The sequence below is a fragment of the Bacillus sp. FAU20 genome (genome assembly GCF_056033865.1).
In genome coordinates this window covers 636115-651935 of the sequence record NZ_JBVYHY010000003.1, presented here as the reverse complement: position 1 = coordinate 651935, position 15821 = coordinate 636115, and the positions used below count along the sequence as shown (strand labels likewise).

The following is a 15821-nucleotide window of genomic DNA, read 5'->3' as shown; positions in this document are numbered from 1 at the left end:
GTAATTAGCTCTTATTTTTGTTTTTGTATATAAAAATATTGTTGCAAGTAAAAAGCGATACCAACAAGTAACATAGCAAATACAAATATATTTCCAAACGAACTAAATGTTTCAAAAACGAATAATAATGTTTCTTGACCAAAAAAGGCAAATAGAAGCTGTGTGAAGGCAAATAATAATGCCCATATGTAATGATGTTGATGGAATAAATAATGCGTTGCACCTAAAAAAGCAATAAATGAAAAGATAAAGATCCACCAGTTTTCTAAAAATAGTTGCCAATTAAAAAATTGATATCCATTTACTAATATCGCAATAAGCGCGATAACTGCCATCGTCGGCACACTCCAAAATAATGCCCGTCCTCTAAAGAAACGAGTGCCTTTAACGTCTCCTTTTTCATGTGCAATATATGTTAGTACTACTGTGCTTATATACAAAACAGAAAGAATTGTTAAAACGATAATGAGCCAAAAATGTAATTGATAATATTCATGCTCTATATTTGTCACGATTGCAGCTAACATGCACGGAATTAACATTCCCGTCCAACCATCTACTTTTCTTTCATTCCAAAAGACCGTATTACCAATCCTTATTCCTAACAACATAAAAATAATGATACCCAATACAAATAACGTAGTTTTATTCCCTACTAAACTCGTTGAGAAAGCAATTAATCCAATAAATAAAAAGAGCACAAACCCATTCATAATTTCTAGTACAGGTGATAAATATCTCTTTACCCATTTGTATGTTTCGTCATATTCATTATTATCTACTAGACGATAGGCATAAAAACTTATCCCAAAATAAACCGCCGCAATAATAACATACGCATATAAGACGAAACATAAAATCGCACTGCTAATTTGCACGTAATTCCCCACCCTTTTTTCTATGTTTCACATTGATTTTACACACTTTTCATACTAAAAGTAAACATATATAAGTTAGTCAGATAATTAATAATGAGCAGTGGCTAAAACCCCCTGCTCATTATTAAAACAGTACAATTAACTTTAATTCTTTTATTTGTATGTAAATGTCTAAAATCAATCTATACGAGCGTTACTTACACCTCAAAACAAAAAGTTTTTTGGAACCTTCATGAAAGCGGAAGTTTTATTTTCTATTCCCTTTCCACTTTACATATTGGCTTAGAAATGTAATTGCCTTTTCAATCACTTCTTCGTCTGGTTTTAATTTTGCATGATGTAAACCATATTCTGAATTTACTCCAAGCCAAAACATAAATCCAGGGATTTCTCGAAGCATATAACCAAAATCTTCACCTGTCATTGCCTCAGTACATGTAATAACATTCATATCAGTTTGTTTATGTACAAATTGCATAAACTCTCTCGTTAACTCTTCATGGTTATATACTTGATGATACATTGCTCCGTAATCTATAATCGCCTCACACTGGAAAGAAGCTTCGATACCTGCAACAATTGCCTCAATTCTGCTTTTCACACGCTTCATTGATTCCACTGATAATGTTCGAATCGTTCCTTCTAAACGAGATTTTTCTGCAATAATATTTTGAACCGTACCACCTGTAATTTTCCCGATTGTAATTACTGCACTATCAAGAGGATTTACATTGCGACTAATAACAGATTGAAGCTGTGTAACAAGATGACTCGCTGCAACAATCATGTCATTTGCAGTATGCGGATAGGCAGCATGGCCACCTTTTCCTTTTAAATCAATATATAATTCTGAAGTATTGGCAAATAACAGTCCTTCTTTCGTTGCAATTGTCCCTACAGCGTATTCTGGTGCAATATGAAGACCAAGAATTATATTTGGTTTCCATTCTTTTAACTCTTCACTTTCTAACATAGGAAGAGCACCGCCTGGTCCTTCTTCTGCTGGCTGGAATAGAAATACAAGGTCATCATCTATTCTTTCGCTCACAGCTTTCGTTAGAAGGCCTAAACCGATCGCTGTATGTACATCATGGCCACATGCATGCATCATTCCTTCATGAATAGAAGCAAACTTGTATCCAGTTTCCTCTGTAATTGGTAAACCGTCTATATCTGCACGATAACCTATTATTTTTTCGGGTTTTTTTCCATTTACTTTAACGATTACACCCGTTTTCCATGTCTTCACTTCCACAAATTCATGAGAAAGTGTTCCTATATAATCTAAAATATACTGTTGCGTTTTCCATTCCTTAAATCCGATTTCTGGAATTCTATGTAGATCTCTACGAATTTGGACAAATTTGCTTACTGTCATTTTTGCACCTCTATCTATAAAAAGCGTAAGAGCCCATTTACGCTCTTACGCTTTTTTACTTTTTATTTCTCTGGGTTTAATTGACGAAGCTCTTGTTTAATTTCTGTTTTTGCTTTTGTCTTCTCATCAATTTCTTTAATTACACGTGCTGGAGTACCTGCAACAACTGTGTATGGAGGCACATCTTCTGTTACAACAGCTCCCGCTGCCACAACTGCACCTTTACCTACTGTAACACCCTCTAAAACAACTACGTTTGCACCGATTACTACATCATCTTCAACGATAACTGGTTTTGCAGAAGGTGGCTCAATAACACCTGCAAGTACAGCACCTGCACCTACGTGACAGTTTTTACCGACTGTTGCACGTCCACCAAGTACTGCGTTCATGTCGATCATAGAACCTTCACCAATTACAGCACCAATGTTAATTGTTGCATTCATCATAATTACAGCGTTGTCACCAATTTCAACATGGTCACGAATAATAGCACCTGGCTCGATGCGAGCTTTAATACCTTTTAAATCAAGCATTGGGATTGCAGAATTACGACGATCGTTTTCTACAACGTAGTCAACGATGTGCTTATTATTCTCATCAAGAATTGTCTTAATTTCAGACCATTCTCCGAATAATACACCTGATTTTTTATTCACAAATGCTTGTACTGTTTCAGGGAATGTTACTTCTTTTAAATCCCCTTTTATGTATACCTTTACAGGAGTTTTCTTTTCACTTTTTTGAATAAACGAAATAATTTCGTTAGCGTCCATCATTTTCATTCTTGTTGCCTCCTAAATCCATTTATAATGTTACTCTACCAAACGGAAGAGCGAGTAGCAAGATAATAATCTTATTTTTCTCTTTGAATTTCTTCTATAATTTCTAAAAATGCTTGTACTTGTTTCAACTGCCTTGCCGAGTCACTTGTTAACAACCATGTTTCTCTCGTCAGTTGAACAGGTGTTTTATACATATTTTCCTGTACTTCCTTTAAAACAGTAGAAGGTAAAAGTGCATAACCTATACCATTTAAAACAAGTTGTTTACATGTTTCAATTTGGTCAACTACAATCGTTCGCTTAGGCGGATTAGAAAATAAACCATACCACCAATTTTGTATTTGTCCATAATAAGTCGAATCACTTTTAAATTGAATGAACGGCCTATTTGTTTCTTTTAACATCGAAATATCTTTTATTTCTTTATCAACTAAATACAGTTCATCTTCAAATAATTGTTGCTTCTGACCTTTATATTCTTGTGTTCCCCTCAGTATAGCAACATGAACGTCTCCTTCATAAAACTGCTTTTGCACTTCACTACTCCATCCAGTAAACAGCGATATCTTTACAGAAGGATATTTATGCACAAACTTTTTCAAAACAGGAGGGAGCCAATATTGACCAATAACTGATGCAACAGCTATTTTTAACGTTCCATGAGTTTCCGTTCTAAAAACAGCTAGCTCACTTTTTATATCTTCTTCCCTTTGCAACATTTCTTTAGCATAATTTGCTACTTTTTCCCCTTCAGGTGTAATTGTCAATCCTTTTTGTGAGCGAATAAAAAACTTCATTCCCCATTGTTTCTCCATAGATTGTAATCGTTGACTCAGCGCAGGTTGGGAAACAAATAAACGTTCCGCCGCTTTTCTCATATTTGATTCCTGAGCTAACACAACCATCATTTGAAAATCATCAATTTGCAACTTTCTCCCTCTTTCCTTAGCTTCCATACACCTTATTTCAATAAGCTTTTCATCCTTAATTTAGCCGAATGCTTTCATTCAGAAAATACAATTTCCGAGCGCAAACTTCCTTATGTTTTATGTCTTTTTAAATATAATACATACACAAGTGATATGCACGAAAAAAAAAAGTGACTTCTTCGTTTCTATGAAGTCACTTTTCTCACGTTATCGATTATGTTGCCTTACTTTCTTATTCAACAATTTTAAAATAGCCCGACGTGTTAAAATCCCCTCAAAATAGCCTTCTTCATTAACAGCACAAATAAAAGGATGATCAATTGTCATTTCTAAAGCTTTTGCAAATGAATCTTCTAATTTAAGAACAGGTATATCTTCCTTCATCACCTGCTCTACTTTCATATCATCAAGTCTTTCAAACTCAATACGCTCTAATCCTAACATACCATCTAATATCATGGCAGTACTAATCAAACCATGTAGTTTATACATTGGATCTAAGACAGGTATCGCCGAATATCCAGATTTCACAAGAACGAGTAAAGCATGTTCTAAACTATTTCCAATTTGGACATGAGCTACTTTTTCCGATGAAATCATTAAATCCTTCACAAGAATTTGTTGAAATTCGTCTTTCGGAATACTAATCATATTACATCCCCCATTTTCCCTTTTTCCTTTTTCCTGCTTATGTTCACAACTCTATTCACATTTTATGACAGCGTTTTCATATTATTATTTTGTCCTAAATTTATTTTAATAAAAATACAATCACACAGCTATTTTAGCATACAGTACAAAAAAAAGACTACCATTCCGGTAGCGCTTAATACCCTTTATTTTTTAATCTGTAAAATAACCTTGTGATTTTTTTATATTGCATCACATCTGTCTGTTTCAAACCATTCTCAATATCTGTAAGTTCCACAGCTAAAATTTCACTTGCATAATTTTGCTGAAATAAAATATCTAGTAGCAAACTTTCTTCTTCCTTCGTTAAAACAACTTCCCTTTGCATATACCCCTCTCCTTACACTCGCATCGTTACTCTTATTATATAAAAAATTCAACCTATTTAATAGATGTAATATTCAGTTTTTACTAAAAGATATGTAGCAATCGTAAATAGACAAAAAATCATTTCGTATATCGATTTGCATAGCTAAATGCCGCATAAGCATCCGGCTTAATTTTTGCAGTTAATCCCATCGCTCGAATTTTTTCTGTCATATCTAAAATAAATTCTTTTGTTAAACCATCATTCCCAATGTCTAAATGAATTTCCATTATGAATCCAGCCCCATCTTGAGCATAAGGGTGCAATAACTCCCATATTGTTTGTATATGAGTAGGCGTAAATAGACATGCGATTTCTTGACTAAACTGTGTTTCTAAATATATTTTCTCACGTAAGGTTGTTGGCTTATCTTTTACTGATCTATGGTGTAAACAACCCCAGGCACCTTTTCCAACACGATGAATATGGATTGCTGTAATAAACCTCGTATCCTTTTGATGGGCTTGCGAGTCTGTCCCAATGGATAATCGATATAAATTTCGTGGATCCTTTTCAATGAAACTACAAATACGGTTAAAAACCATATCGAAATTTAAATGTCTCTCTGAAACATTGTAAAATTTATGTGCACCGTCCATAGAGTCACGTCCTTTCAATTAGACAGACTTTTTGTATTCTCATTGTATGGGACAAAAACTAAAATTATAACTTCCTATCCTTTATTCGTTTCAATATTTCGAATTATAAAGTGACAAACTTGGCACGTATAAATTACATTTTGATTAGATTGAGCCGTTAATACATGAATAATCTCAGCAGAACTTTGACAATTAGGACAAATCACAACTGGTAAACGTTCCATACGATAACCTCCTAGTTATATTTCCCCCGCTATTTGCAGAACCCAGCGATTGTGAGAAATTTAGCTTCACATATTCAGCCGGTTGACGGGACTAATTATCCACATGGATAAGCAAACTTGCACGGATTAAATTTTCATTTTAATACCATTGTAGGAAAAATAAAAAAATTCTATACATTACGCCGGAAAGTAATAGAACTAAAAAAGGTACTGCCATGTGGCAGTACCTTTTTTATATGTATCAAGAAATGATATCGTAAATCTCAATTGCAACCATGTCGATATTATCGAATTGATACACTTGAGGTTTTTCACCTTGTTGATACACTTCTAACTCATACATTTCACTTTTATCGAAAAATTTCACGCTACATTTGCGCTCACCGTTCACTTCAAAATAGCGTTGTGCTACTTCACCGCTTTCAGCTTGTTCTTGTAGACTAACAAGTCGAGTTAAAATTCCTTGGAGTAGAGACATGAAATCTCTCCTTTCTCTGATCTTCCTACCAATAGGTTTTACAGCTATACTCATTCTATCCGTCATAACAGAAAAAATGTTCCACACTCTAGGATAAAGGTTATTGGCCAGAAACTCAACTAAAAATTTGTCGAAATGCGAAGGAAAAAACAGAAAGAACATATTTCCCCTTCTTTATTGCGGTTTTTATATTGGAAGAATATAATAAAAAACAGAAAAAAGGAGGAATTACAATGAAAAAAATTGAGGTTTATACACAACCCGATTGTCCGCCATGTGTTATTGTAAAAGAATTTTTGAAGCATAATAACGTTGCATATGAAGAATTTGACGTAAAAAAAGACGCTGCTGCTCGCAATCGTCTTTTAAACGACTATGATTCTTATTCAACTCCAACAGTCGTAATTGATGGCGAAGTAGTTGCAGGTTTTCAAATTGAAAAGTTACAAAAACTACTCAATATAGAATAGGAATAGGTAAATACCTATTCCTATTCTTATCCCGCTATTTGTAGGTAATAAAACTCCCACCCAAAATTTAGCTACAGCAAAGAAGTTAGATGGAAGAGTAATCCCTCCCACTGATTAAAAGTTTCACTTTATAATTGTTGCAACCTTTTTATTTCAGTTAAAAGTTCCTGACTTTCATGATATCCTGCTAACTTCCATTTATCTTGATCCCTTTTCAATGTTACAATTTGATATTGTCCACTTTTTGTCCGCTCATATACATATAAATTTTTATGTTCTTCATCATACGACATTTTCGTTTCTGAATTAAAAGAAAACGGTGCTTCTTTTGCCGGAAGTAAATATTCACCACTTTGTTTATCACTTCTGCTATTTTCATCTGTAAATACTTGAAGGAAATTATCTGTAAAATACGGTGATAACATCTCTATCATCTTATTCATCGGCAAATTCTTCCCACGAATTGAAAATTGGGTTTCATAGCCTTTTTGTATCGTTGTAAATACTTCTTTCCGATCGACTTCCACTTCCTCTTTTCCTAAAACAGTCGTAACACTATAACCAACTAGAAAGGCAACACATACAAATAGAACAAGCCATATTCCATATTTCCTCATTTTTTCACCTTCCTTTTAAAAGAACTTGTCTTTGTAGTATTCATTGTAACAATGATTATGCAAAGAAAGGACAGGTTTCGTTCGTAAAATCTTTACAACGATAGACAGCATTTTCATCACCATTTTCACTATTACCAATTTATGATAAAAACAAACAAAAAATGCACGAATCTCTTCGTGCATTAAAATAAAACATCTTCTTCATATAAATATTCATAAGATAAATCTATAAATAAAAAGTTGTCATCATCAATCGGGAAAGAAAATGTTCGTACCATTTCTCCCGTTTCAATATCTGCATATAAATCTGAAAGCCTCGCCTTATTCTCAAAACGCATTTTCATGATATTCTCGAGAAAATACGGGCGCCAACTCCAGTTCTTCATATAATAATCCGGCATCACAATCCATTCTCCATCTTTTTTCATAACATTTCCTGATTGCTGGAAACCATCTTCATTACAAATAAATATACGAAAACTACACTGTGATACACTTTGACTAAATTGTAATAACCAATCATTTATATCTTCATTCTTTTTTTGTTTTGATAAAACATCGCCAATGCGATCGCGTAACATCTCTGTTAAATTATAAATTTTTTGTAACTTCTTCTTTTCATGCTGAATAAACTGATGACATTCATTACCAAGTCGCTCTTTCAAAACATTCGTTTCAATAAAATCAGGTAAACATTCTTTCAAATAATTACCTTGATAATATCTTCCGCCGTTCTTCCAAGCATATTGCAGTTGATAAAAAGCATCTATTTCTTCATATAACAAAGTTGCACCAATTCTTCTAGCAAGTAATGATAAAGAATATAAAATATCTTGATAAGATTGTAAAAGTGCTGTTTGCCTTAAGTTCGTTAAATCTACTTTTAAAATATCAGGTGCTAACACGCTAATACGCTCTAAATTACTTGTGCCCGTTCCGACTTTATTAATTGAAATTTGAATACCATATGTACGATAATACATAAGCAAATGATTAAATTGCTCTATATCTTCTTTACATTCATGCTCTGTAATCTCTAAAACAATTTGTTTTAAATTTAAACCTTGTTCTTCATACCTCAATAAAAGTTGAAGCAAGCTTTCATCATCATCATTCATTAATACATTAGCATTCCGATGTATAAATAATAATAATTTTTGATCGCTTTCTAAATAACGATTTAAAGCTTTTTCTACTATAATATTATCCGCTTCCAGTTGAAATTCACTTGGAATTGAATCATCGTGAAAGAAAGAAGCTAAACTTTGTATGCCCTCTTCTGTTTGAATACGTCCTACTACTTCGTATCCAATTACAGTATGCTCATCAGCACTAAAAATAGCTTGATAATAAGGAAGGACTTTATCCAAGTTACTCATTACATCTAATGCATCTATCAACGTGCTTCCCTCCCTTTACTTTTCAAAAATTATAACATGATATTTACGGAAAAATAATAAAAAATCCCTTCAGTTTTCCTGAAGGGATTAGAGGGGTAAAATGCTAAGGGGAATTAGCAATTCTACTATGAAGAAAAAAGAGGTCTTAAATATAACGTATATATGACCTCTTGTAAACACTTTTCTTTCATATGTCACAATTCCGTCACATTTAACCATAAAAAATGAATCAAACATTCATTTTTTTATCCCTTTTAAAATGGATATTGATGTAAATGTTGTCCTCCATCCATTGTCATGCAAGTTCCATTTATGTACGCAGCTTCATCTGAACATAAATAATAAGCTAGACCAGCGATTTCTTCTGGCGTACCCAGCCTTCCAAGCGGAACACTTTGTATCGTACGCTTAGCCATTTCTTCTGAAATCCATAATTTATCAGCACCGCCCGTACGTTCAATTGGTCCTGGCGCGATAGCGTTAACTCGTATTCCATATTTACGTCCCCACTCAACAGCGAGCGTCTTCGTCATCGCTAATACTCCTGCCTTCGCTGCAGCCGAATGAATAACTCCTGGACCAGCATCCCATGCATATGTTGCTACCATGTTAATGATATTCCCTTTTATCCCTTTTTCAATCCAATATTTTCCAACAGCATGGCTACAGTAAAATGTACCGTTTAATACAATATTAATGACTGAATTCCAACCATTCACGGATAAATCTTCTGCTGGACAAATAAAGTTTCCAGCTGCATTATTTATTAAAACATCAATTCGACCAAACTTCTCATCAATCTGTTCAATCATTTTCTGAATGTCATCCGTATTTCTTACATCCATTTGTACAGGTAATACTTGCCCTGGAAATTGTTCAATTTCCAACTTCGTTTCCTCTAGTTTTTCCTTCGTACGTCCTGTAATAACAACTCGTGCCCCTTCTTTTGTAAAACGAGTCGCCATTCCTTTTCCCATTCCACTCGATCCACCTGTTATAATAACTACCTTTTCTTTCACATACATCCCCTCCAAAAAATGAATACATATTCATTTTATCACTTTATTTAATAGAAATCTTTATATTTTTAAAGTTTTCTGATATTTTAACGTAAAGAACTTTCTTTTCATTCATTTTTTTTCGTAATCTATACTAATTTTTTATTATGTAAAGTATATTTTTAAATAAACTGAAAGGAGATTTGAGTAGCCTATAAATGGAATAAAAACCTTGAGGTATACTCATATTTTTATGAAGCACATTACAAGAAGAACTTTTTTGAAAATTGGTATGCGTACTTGTCTCTATTCATTTATAACCAGTAGCATCGGATACTACTATGCTAAATATATAGAGCCCCATTTCATTTCTTTTACACAGCACACATTAAAATCACAACTCATCCCAAAAAGTTTTCATGGTATGAAAATTCTTCAATTCAGCGATTTACATCTCGGATACTATTTCTCGCTCCAGCATTTATCTCAAGTTGTTTCTAAAATTAATGCTGTAAATCCAGATATTGTCCTTTTTACTGGAGATCTCATTGATAATTATCAAACGTATACTGACACTCCTTTCGTCGCATCCATTTTAAAAAATATACAAGCCCCCTTTGGTAAATTCGCTATTTATGGTAACCATGATCACGGTGGATATGGAACTGAATACTATGAGCACATCATGCGTGAATCAGAATTTGAACTATTGCTCAATAGTGAAAAAAGAATTCGTCTAATGGATAATAGTGAAATTTCTATTTTCGGTCTCGATGATATACTACTAGGCAAACCAAAAATAGAGAAAACATTACAACATGCACGGCAAAATACTTATAACATCGTTCTTGTTCACGAGCCAGATATCGCACCGCAAATTTCCAAATATCCAATCAACTTGCAACTTTCTGGTCATAGCCATGGCGGACAAGTACAAATCCCTTTTTTAGGAGCTATTATTACACCATCACTCGCCAAAGACTATATTGAAGGCTTCTATACGATGCAGGATTTAACCCTCTATGTCAATCGAGGCCTCGGAAGAACACGTGTTCCATTTCGTTTTATGTCAAAACCTGAAATCACAATTTTTACACTCCAACATTCGTAATAATTCGCCTATTTTCTTACATATCCTTTCTTGTACGCGCTCATCCACGTTTTGTTTACCATATGATAAAAGTGAGTCCAATAAAGGAGGTATGTTCATGTATCCATATTATCAACCAATTCCAGTCCGTTCAGCACCTATTGGTCCAGTAGGCGACTCACGCTTCTTCCCGTTTTTTGGCGTTCCCTTTCTAGCTGGAATTGCTGGTGGATTGCTCGGCGGAGCATTAGCTTTCGGCCCTCGACCATTTTATCCACCTTATCCACCACCTTTCCCGCCGCCAGCACCTTATCCTTGTTACGGTGGACCATGTCAGCAACCATACTATTACTAAGTTAAAATAACGATTCTTTCAAATGTTATTCTCTCAACGAGCCACCTCATTACACGCTTATAATAAAACTATTGTTTCTACCCATCCTTCCATTTTTGGAGCATATGAGTAGAAAAAAGTAAAAACCTCTTATGGACATAAGAGGTTTTTACTTTTTTCATTATTCAGCGTCGGTATTTTGATACGCCATCTTAAACAACTTCACTTGGCTATCAATTTCTTCTGTACTACCATTAATAACATAATAGTAATCACCATCTTTATTTTGTTCACGTGTCTTCACATTATCAGCTAATGTAAGCTGTAAAATCGCCTTAATTCGTGCCTTCATTTCAATATCTAATATCGGGAAAGATATTTCCACTCGCTTCTCCATATTTCGCGTCATCCAATCAGCTGAAGATAAATATATTTTCTCCTCTCCATTATGATGGAAATAATAAATACGGCTATGTTCTAAATATCTTCCCACAACACTAACTACACGAATATTTTCACTTACATTTGGAATACCAGGTCTTAAACAACATGTTCCTCGAACAATGAGCTCTACCTTTACTCCAGCTTGCGATGCTTCGTACATTTTTTTTATTAACGGTTTATCTGTTAATGAATTCATCTTAGCGATAATATATCCATTTCCATATTGTCTATGATAACGGATTTCTTCATCTATTAAATCCATAAACTGCTCTCTTATATCAAATGGAGCAACCGATAAATGATGAAAATGTGGCTTTGTTGTATAACCACTTAAATAATTAAAGAAATTGGTTGCATCAACCCCAAAATCTTTTCTTGATGTAATATATCCAAAATCAGTATATAACTTCGCTGTTGCATCATTATAATTTCCAGTTCCGAGATGTACGAACCTTTCGATTTTTCCGTTTTTTCTTCTTACAACTAACGTAATTTTACTATGAGTTTTCAAGTGACTTACACCGTAAATAACATGACAGCCTGCCTGTTCCAATTCTTTAGCCCAATGAACATTGTTTTCTTCATCAAACCTTGCCTTTAATTCAACTAATACCGTCACTTGTTTTCCCTTTTCAGCCGCTATTTTTAACGCCTGAATAATCGGTGAATCACCACTTACACGATATAACGTTTGTTTAATCGCAAGTACATTCGGATCGTCTGCCGCATCACGGACAAAATCAACTACCGGCTGAAATGATTCAAAAGGATGATGTAATAAAATATCATGCTCAATTGCTTTTTCAAATACATCTTCTTCATCACCTAAATCTTGAGGCGGTTGCGGAATAAGAGCCGGATATACAAGATGTTCATATAAAGGAGCTAGTTTTTTATATAAAGAAAACAAACATGTTAAATCTAATGGACCATCCATTATATATACATCTTCATCTTTTACTTCCAGAACCTCATATAATAACGCTAATACTCTTTCATCAATGTGTTCTTTCCCAACTTCTAAACGAACAGCAGCCCCCCACTTACGCTTTTTTAATTCTTTTTCAATTACCTTTAATAAATCTCTCGCACCTTCTTCATGAATCGTTAAATCTGCATTGCGTGTAATACGGAAACGAGTAACAGATGATACTGTATATCCCGTAAATAATTTATGAGTAAAGCTACTAATTACGTCTTCTAATAAAATAAATTTATGCTTTTGCCCTTCGCTCGGTAAAATTATGAAGCGCTCAAGTAATGAAGGAACTTGTACAATCCCTAACTTCGTCCTGTTTTCTTCTTCCGCTTGCTTCTCATCATATAAAAGAGTAGCCAAATTCAAACTTTTGTTTAATAACATTGGAAATGGGCGATATGCATCAATAGCTACAGGAGTTAACACCGGGAAAATTTGCTCGTCAAAATACTCTTCTATAAATTCTCGCTGCTCTTTCGTCAAATCATTGAATGTTAAACGTTCAATTCCCTCTAACTCAAGCGCTGGTAATACATAATTTTTAAATGTATCATATTGTACTGTCATTAGTGCATGGGCTTTTATCGCAATTTTATTTAATTGCTTTTTTGGTGTTAAGCCAGCTTTATTTTCTGGCTGATTAAATCCAGCACTCACTTGATCCTTTAATCCCGCTACACGTACCATAAAGAATTCATCTAAATTCGAACTAAAAATACTAATGAATTTCAATCTTTCCAAAAGTGGATTATTTCTATCTTGCGCTTCTTGTAGTACACGTTCATTAAATGCTAGCCAGCTTAACTCTCGATTATTGTAATAAGCTGTATCATTTAAATCTACTGCATTCCCCTTCGATAATTCCATTCTCTTCACACTTCCCCTTGAAACTTTTTTACTATAATTTAGTTAATTTCATTTTATCAAATTACAATATTACAAAGTGTAAATTTTTCGTAAAGACATCCGTACAACCTAATGTTTTAATTCAAATAATAAATTAATATTCGTTTTTAATACTCTTTCTAACTGTTTTTTTTGTTTTTCAGCTTGCACTTTTTCTGCTAATGCAGACTGTTCACATAAAACTTTAAACGTTAATCCCTCTTCGCTTTCTGTTATAGATATGGTATCAACAAGCGATCGTTGCCTTACATTTAAAGCAGCTGAAAATTGTAAAACAGCTCCTAATAGGCGGATTTTTTTTTGTTCACTTTTATCAAACCAACCTTCAAATGGAGATAAATGTTGTTTAAATAGCATTTTTGATTTATAAGATGCAATAAGTGCTAACCTCACTCTATCTTTATGCATCATGCCATCAATTGTCTTATTCGCTAATAAATAAAACGTATGTAAACGACTCGCTTCTTCGTCTATATATTTGCCTATATTAAATACTTTCGCTGCTTGATGGAACACTTCCCAGTCTTTTACTGACATAGAAATAAGCCCTATTTCCTCAAGTTGTTTGCAAATTAGTCTTCCATGTTTAATAAGTTGAATAACAAATTCCATGTCCATTTCGTATTCATATGATAGTAAATGCAAACTTTCTTCAACTACGTTCGGATAATATGAAACCCCCAAATCTTTTGTCAACTCTTCATAGAAAACACCTTCTCTTAACCCTTTTCTACTTAATACAAATGCCAGTGCCTCTATAACATTAACAAGTGTATGAAATACTTCAACCGCTGGAATAATCGTATCTGCTCGATCTTTTGCCAATCCTTCCAATTTCTGAAGTTCTATGAACGACAATTTTTCTAATTCCTCTTTTACACTTTCAATATCTTCTTCTTTCATCTTGTATAAATGTAATCCTGCTATAGGATAACATATTAAATTTTGATGGATTTTTACTAAGTTCCTAGCACTACCACCAATTGCAATAAGAGGCAATTTCTTATTGATTAACCATGGTAACGTTCGAAATTGAGACTCTAAATACTGTTGCATTCCCTCTAACTCATCTTTAATAGGAATATCACCTTTAATAAATTGTTGCTTTAAAGAAAGTGCCCCAAAAGGAAAACTATGGTACTCTAAAATCTCTCTATTTCTAAAGTATGTAACTTCCGTACTTCCCCCACCAATATCTACCGTTATTCCTTCTGAAAACGATGTAGAATTCATAACCGCCAAGTATCCGTAACGCGCTTCCTCATACTCTGATAATACTCTAAGAGTAAAGTCTGTTTGTCCTTCAACAAGCTTTTTAATTTCCTCTTGATTCTCCGACTGTCTAATTGTTGCTGTTGCAACACAAAGTACATGATGCAACTGATGGAATCTTGTACTTTCTTGAAATTGAAATAATGTCTGTAATAATACTTCTATTCCCTCTTCATTCAACACACCATCAATTAAGTAATTCCTTAACCTCGCAACAACTTTCGTATTTTCAATCTCTTTATAATAACCTCCATTTTGCTTTTCATAAATAACTAAACGCATTGTATTAGATCCAATATCTATAATGGCATACTGTTGTTTTAATATTTCTTTCAAACTTCTCACTCTTTCATTATCAAATTTCAAAAACATATTCTATTACTATTATACAAAATAGTTGTTTTTTGTAACAATATTGCTTTAATATTGAAAATATATACAATCACTTTTTGCGTATAATAAATACCTATTTTATTTATGGTATAATAATGAAAAATTGAAAGGAGATTCAATATGAAACCTTCACAACCACAATCTCAATTACAAAATCAACATTCTATTAATCGACTAGCTCAATCTATTTTCGTTGTGAATCGTCATGCTAAAGCAGCTACTAATCCTAAATATTTATACTGGTTAAAAAAGACAGCTTTAGAACGTTTGATTGCTGAAAAAAAAGCAATTAAAGAAGGATTACATTTTTCTAGAAACCCACGTTTTAGCCAACAACAATCTGATGTCCTTATACGTTTAGGCGATTATTTTTTCCACATCCCTCCTACGAAAGAAGATTTTCGAATTCTACCGCATCTTGGTCATCTTGAATCCTCCTATCGAAATCCGAAAACAACCTTATCATTAACAGTAGCAAAAAAAACACTTCAAGATTATATTGGTCCTGAAGCATTAAAACAAGAAAAAAAATTAAGTGAACCTGTTCCATGGTATAGTCGTACTTATACAAAAAAATAAAACAGTTTGGC

At 33.6% G+C, this 15821-nt stretch carries 18 protein-coding genes; 4 read left to right on the top strand and 14 right to left on the bottom strand.

Features of this window, described 5'->3' with window-relative positions:
- Positions 1-11: 11 nt before the first annotated feature.
- From AC0OM3_RS03775 to AC0OM3_RS03735, 9 genes are all read right to left on the bottom strand, one after another.
- Entirely contained in the window at positions 12-878 is an 867-nt protein-coding gene (locus AC0OM3_RS03775; RefSeq protein WP_001167319.1) for a hypothetical protein, read from the bottom strand.
- Between the two features lie 247 nt (positions 879-1125).
- Positions 1126-2256: an N-acetyldiaminopimelate deacetylase gene (locus AC0OM3_RS03770; protein ID WP_000218669.1), complete on the bottom strand. Its 1131-nt coding sequence runs from the start codon at positions 2254-2256 to the stop codon at positions 1126-1128.
- A gap of 62 nt (positions 2257-2318) precedes the next feature.
- Entirely contained in the window at positions 2319-3041 is a 723-nt protein-coding gene (dapD, locus tag AC0OM3_RS03765) for a 2,3,4,5-tetrahydropyridine-2,6-dicarboxylate N-acetyltransferase (protein ID WP_000783241.1), read from the bottom strand.
- 71 nt (positions 3042-3112) lie between these two features.
- Positions 3113-3997, bottom strand: coding sequence for a LysR family transcriptional regulator (locus tag AC0OM3_RS03760; protein ID WP_001987174.1), 885 nt, complete (start codon positions 3995-3997; stop codon positions 3113-3115).
- Positions 3998-4177: 180 nt separating this feature from the next.
- The gene (gene cbpB / locus AC0OM3_RS03755; protein WP_000623581.1) at positions 4178-4621 is read right to left on the bottom strand and encodes a cyclic-di-AMP-binding protein CbpB; all 444 of its coding nucleotides are present in this window, start codon (positions 4619-4621) and stop codon (positions 4178-4180) included.
- 175 nt (positions 4622-4796) lie between these two features.
- Positions 4797-4988 carry an antirepressor AbbA gene (abbA, locus tag AC0OM3_RS03750; RefSeq protein WP_001188692.1) on the bottom strand — a complete coding sequence of 64 codons (192 nt, stop codon included), beginning with the start codon at positions 4986-4988 and terminating at the stop codon, positions 4797-4799.
- 119 nt (positions 4989-5107) lie between these two features.
- Entirely contained in the window at positions 5108-5626 is a 519-nt protein-coding gene (locus AC0OM3_RS03745) for a ribonuclease H-like YkuK family protein (protein ID WP_000348491.1), read from the bottom strand.
- A 74-nt stretch (positions 5627-5700) separates the two neighbouring features.
- Entirely contained in the window at positions 5701-5850 is a 150-nt protein-coding gene (locus AC0OM3_RS03740) for a hypothetical protein (protein ID WP_000440539.1), read from the bottom strand.
- Positions 5851-6091: 241 nt separating this feature from the next.
- Positions 6092-6328: a YkuJ family protein gene (locus AC0OM3_RS03735; RefSeq protein WP_000055151.1), complete on the bottom strand. Its 237-nt coding sequence runs from the start codon at positions 6326-6328 to the stop codon at positions 6092-6094.
- Between the two features lie 233 nt (positions 6329-6561).
- Here AC0OM3_RS03735 and AC0OM3_RS03730 point away from each other — a divergent pair, with 233 nt between their 5' ends.
- Positions 6562-6798, top strand: coding sequence for a glutaredoxin family protein (locus AC0OM3_RS03730; RefSeq protein WP_000717872.1), 237 nt, complete (start codon positions 6562-6564; stop codon positions 6796-6798).
- Positions 6799-6926: 128 nt separating this feature from the next.
- Here AC0OM3_RS03730 and AC0OM3_RS03725 read toward each other — a convergent pair whose 3' ends face one another.
- The 3 genes from AC0OM3_RS03725 to fadH all read right to left on the bottom strand — a co-directional run bounded on the left by AC0OM3_RS03725 (position 6927) and on the right by fadH (position 9834).
- A complete protein-coding gene (locus tag AC0OM3_RS03725) occupies positions 6927-7415 on the bottom strand; it encodes a DUF3993 domain-containing protein (RefSeq protein WP_001233807.1) in 489 nt (162 codons plus the stop codon).
- Positions 7416-7597: 182 nt separating this feature from the next.
- Positions 7598-8815: an EAL domain-containing protein gene (locus tag AC0OM3_RS03720; protein WP_000564306.1), complete on the bottom strand. Its 1218-nt coding sequence runs from the start codon at positions 8813-8815 to the stop codon at positions 7598-7600.
- A gap of 254 nt (positions 8816-9069) precedes the next feature.
- Positions 9070-9834 (bottom strand): 2,4-dienoyl-CoA reductase, encoded by a 765-nt coding sequence (gene fadH, locus AC0OM3_RS03715; RefSeq protein ID WP_000660917.1) that lies wholly within the window; start codon positions 9832-9834, stop codon positions 9070-9072.
- Between the two features lie 232 nt (positions 9835-10066).
- Between fadH and AC0OM3_RS03710 the strand changes: the two genes are divergently transcribed.
- Both AC0OM3_RS03710 and AC0OM3_RS03705 read left to right on the top strand, forming a co-directional pair.
- Complete coding sequence (locus AC0OM3_RS03710) at positions 10067-10924, top strand: metallophosphoesterase (RefSeq protein WP_002164159.1); 858 nt, start codon at positions 10067-10069, stop codon at positions 10922-10924.
- A gap of 97 nt (positions 10925-11021) precedes the next feature.
- A complete protein-coding gene (locus tag AC0OM3_RS03705) occupies positions 11022-11258 on the top strand; it encodes a hypothetical protein (RefSeq protein ID WP_000283738.1) in 237 nt (78 codons plus the stop codon).
- 160 nt (positions 11259-11418) lie between these two features.
- Here the strand turns inward: AC0OM3_RS03705 and AC0OM3_RS03700 are convergent, their stop codons facing one another.
- Both AC0OM3_RS03700 and AC0OM3_RS03695 read right to left on the bottom strand, forming a co-directional pair.
- On the bottom strand, positions 11419-13527 hold the full coding sequence (locus AC0OM3_RS03700) for a polyphosphate kinase (protein WP_474211086.1): 2109 nt from the start codon (positions 13525-13527) through the stop codon (positions 11419-11421).
- 108 nt (positions 13528-13635) lie between these two features.
- Entirely contained in the window at positions 13636-15210 is a 1575-nt protein-coding gene (locus AC0OM3_RS03695; RefSeq protein WP_474211085.1) for a Ppx/GppA phosphatase family protein, read from the bottom strand.
- A 141-nt stretch (positions 15211-15351) separates the two neighbouring features.
- Between AC0OM3_RS03695 and AC0OM3_RS03690 the strand changes: the two genes are divergently transcribed.
- Entirely contained in the window at positions 15352-15810 is a 459-nt protein-coding gene (locus tag AC0OM3_RS03690; protein WP_000804864.1) for a YkyB family protein, read from the top strand.
- The last annotated feature ends 11 nt before the right edge of the window (positions 15811-15821 follow it).

What these genes read in the sequence shown, in the direction of transcription:
- AC0OM3_RS03760 (WP_001987174.1), bottom strand. Translation starts at nt 3,997, where the DNA reads ATGGAAGCTAAGGAAAGAGGGAGAAAGTTGCAAATTGATGATTTTCAA.
- cbpB (WP_000623581.1), bottom strand. Translation starts at nt 4,621, where the DNA reads ATGATTAGTATTCCGAAAGACGAATTTCAACAAATTCTTGTGAAGGAT.
- dapD (WP_000783241.1), bottom strand. Translation starts at nt 3,041, where the DNA reads ATGAAAATGATGGACGCTAACGAAATTATTTCGTTTATTCAAAAAAGT.
- AC0OM3_RS03690 (WP_000804864.1), top strand. Translation starts at nt 15,352, where the DNA reads ATGAAACCTTCACAACCACAATCTCAATTACAAAATCAACATTCTATT.
- AC0OM3_RS03705 (WP_000283738.1), top strand. Translation starts at nt 11,022, where the DNA reads ATGTATCCATATTATCAACCAATTCCAGTCCGTTCAGCACCTATTGGT.
- AC0OM3_RS03700 (WP_474211086.1), bottom strand. Translation starts at nt 13,527, where the DNA reads ATGGAATTATCGAAGGGGAATGCAGTAGATTTAAATGATACAGCTTAT.
- abbA (WP_001188692.1), bottom strand. Translation starts at nt 4,988, where the DNA reads ATGCAAAGGGAAGTTGTTTTAACGAAGGAAGAAGAAAGTTTGCTACTA.
- AC0OM3_RS03770 (WP_000218669.1), bottom strand. Translation starts at nt 2,256, where the DNA reads ATGACAGTAAGCAAATTTGTCCAAATTCGTAGAGATCTACATAGAATT.
- AC0OM3_RS03740 (WP_000440539.1), bottom strand. Translation starts at nt 5,850, where the DNA reads ATGGAACGTTTACCAGTTGTGATTTGTCCTAATTGTCAAAGTTCTGCT.
- AC0OM3_RS03710 (WP_002164159.1), top strand. Translation starts at nt 10,067, where the DNA reads ATGAAGCACATTACAAGAAGAACTTTTTTGAAAATTGGTATGCGTACT.
- AC0OM3_RS03745 (WP_000348491.1), bottom strand. Translation starts at nt 5,626, where the DNA reads ATGGACGGTGCACATAAATTTTACAATGTTTCAGAGAGACATTTAAAT.
- AC0OM3_RS03735 (WP_000055151.1), bottom strand. Translation starts at nt 6,328, where the DNA reads ATGTCTCTACTCCAAGGAATTTTAACTCGACTTGTTAGTCTACAAGAA.
- AC0OM3_RS03730 (WP_000717872.1), top strand. Translation starts at nt 6,562, where the DNA reads ATGAAAAAAATTGAGGTTTATACACAACCCGATTGTCCGCCATGTGTT.
- AC0OM3_RS03725 (WP_001233807.1), bottom strand. Translation starts at nt 7,415, where the DNA reads ATGAGGAAATATGGAATATGGCTTGTTCTATTTGTATGTGTTGCCTTT.
- AC0OM3_RS03695 (WP_474211085.1), bottom strand. Translation starts at nt 15,210, where the DNA reads ATGTTTTTGAAATTTGATAATGAAAGAGTGAGAAGTTTGAAAGAAATA.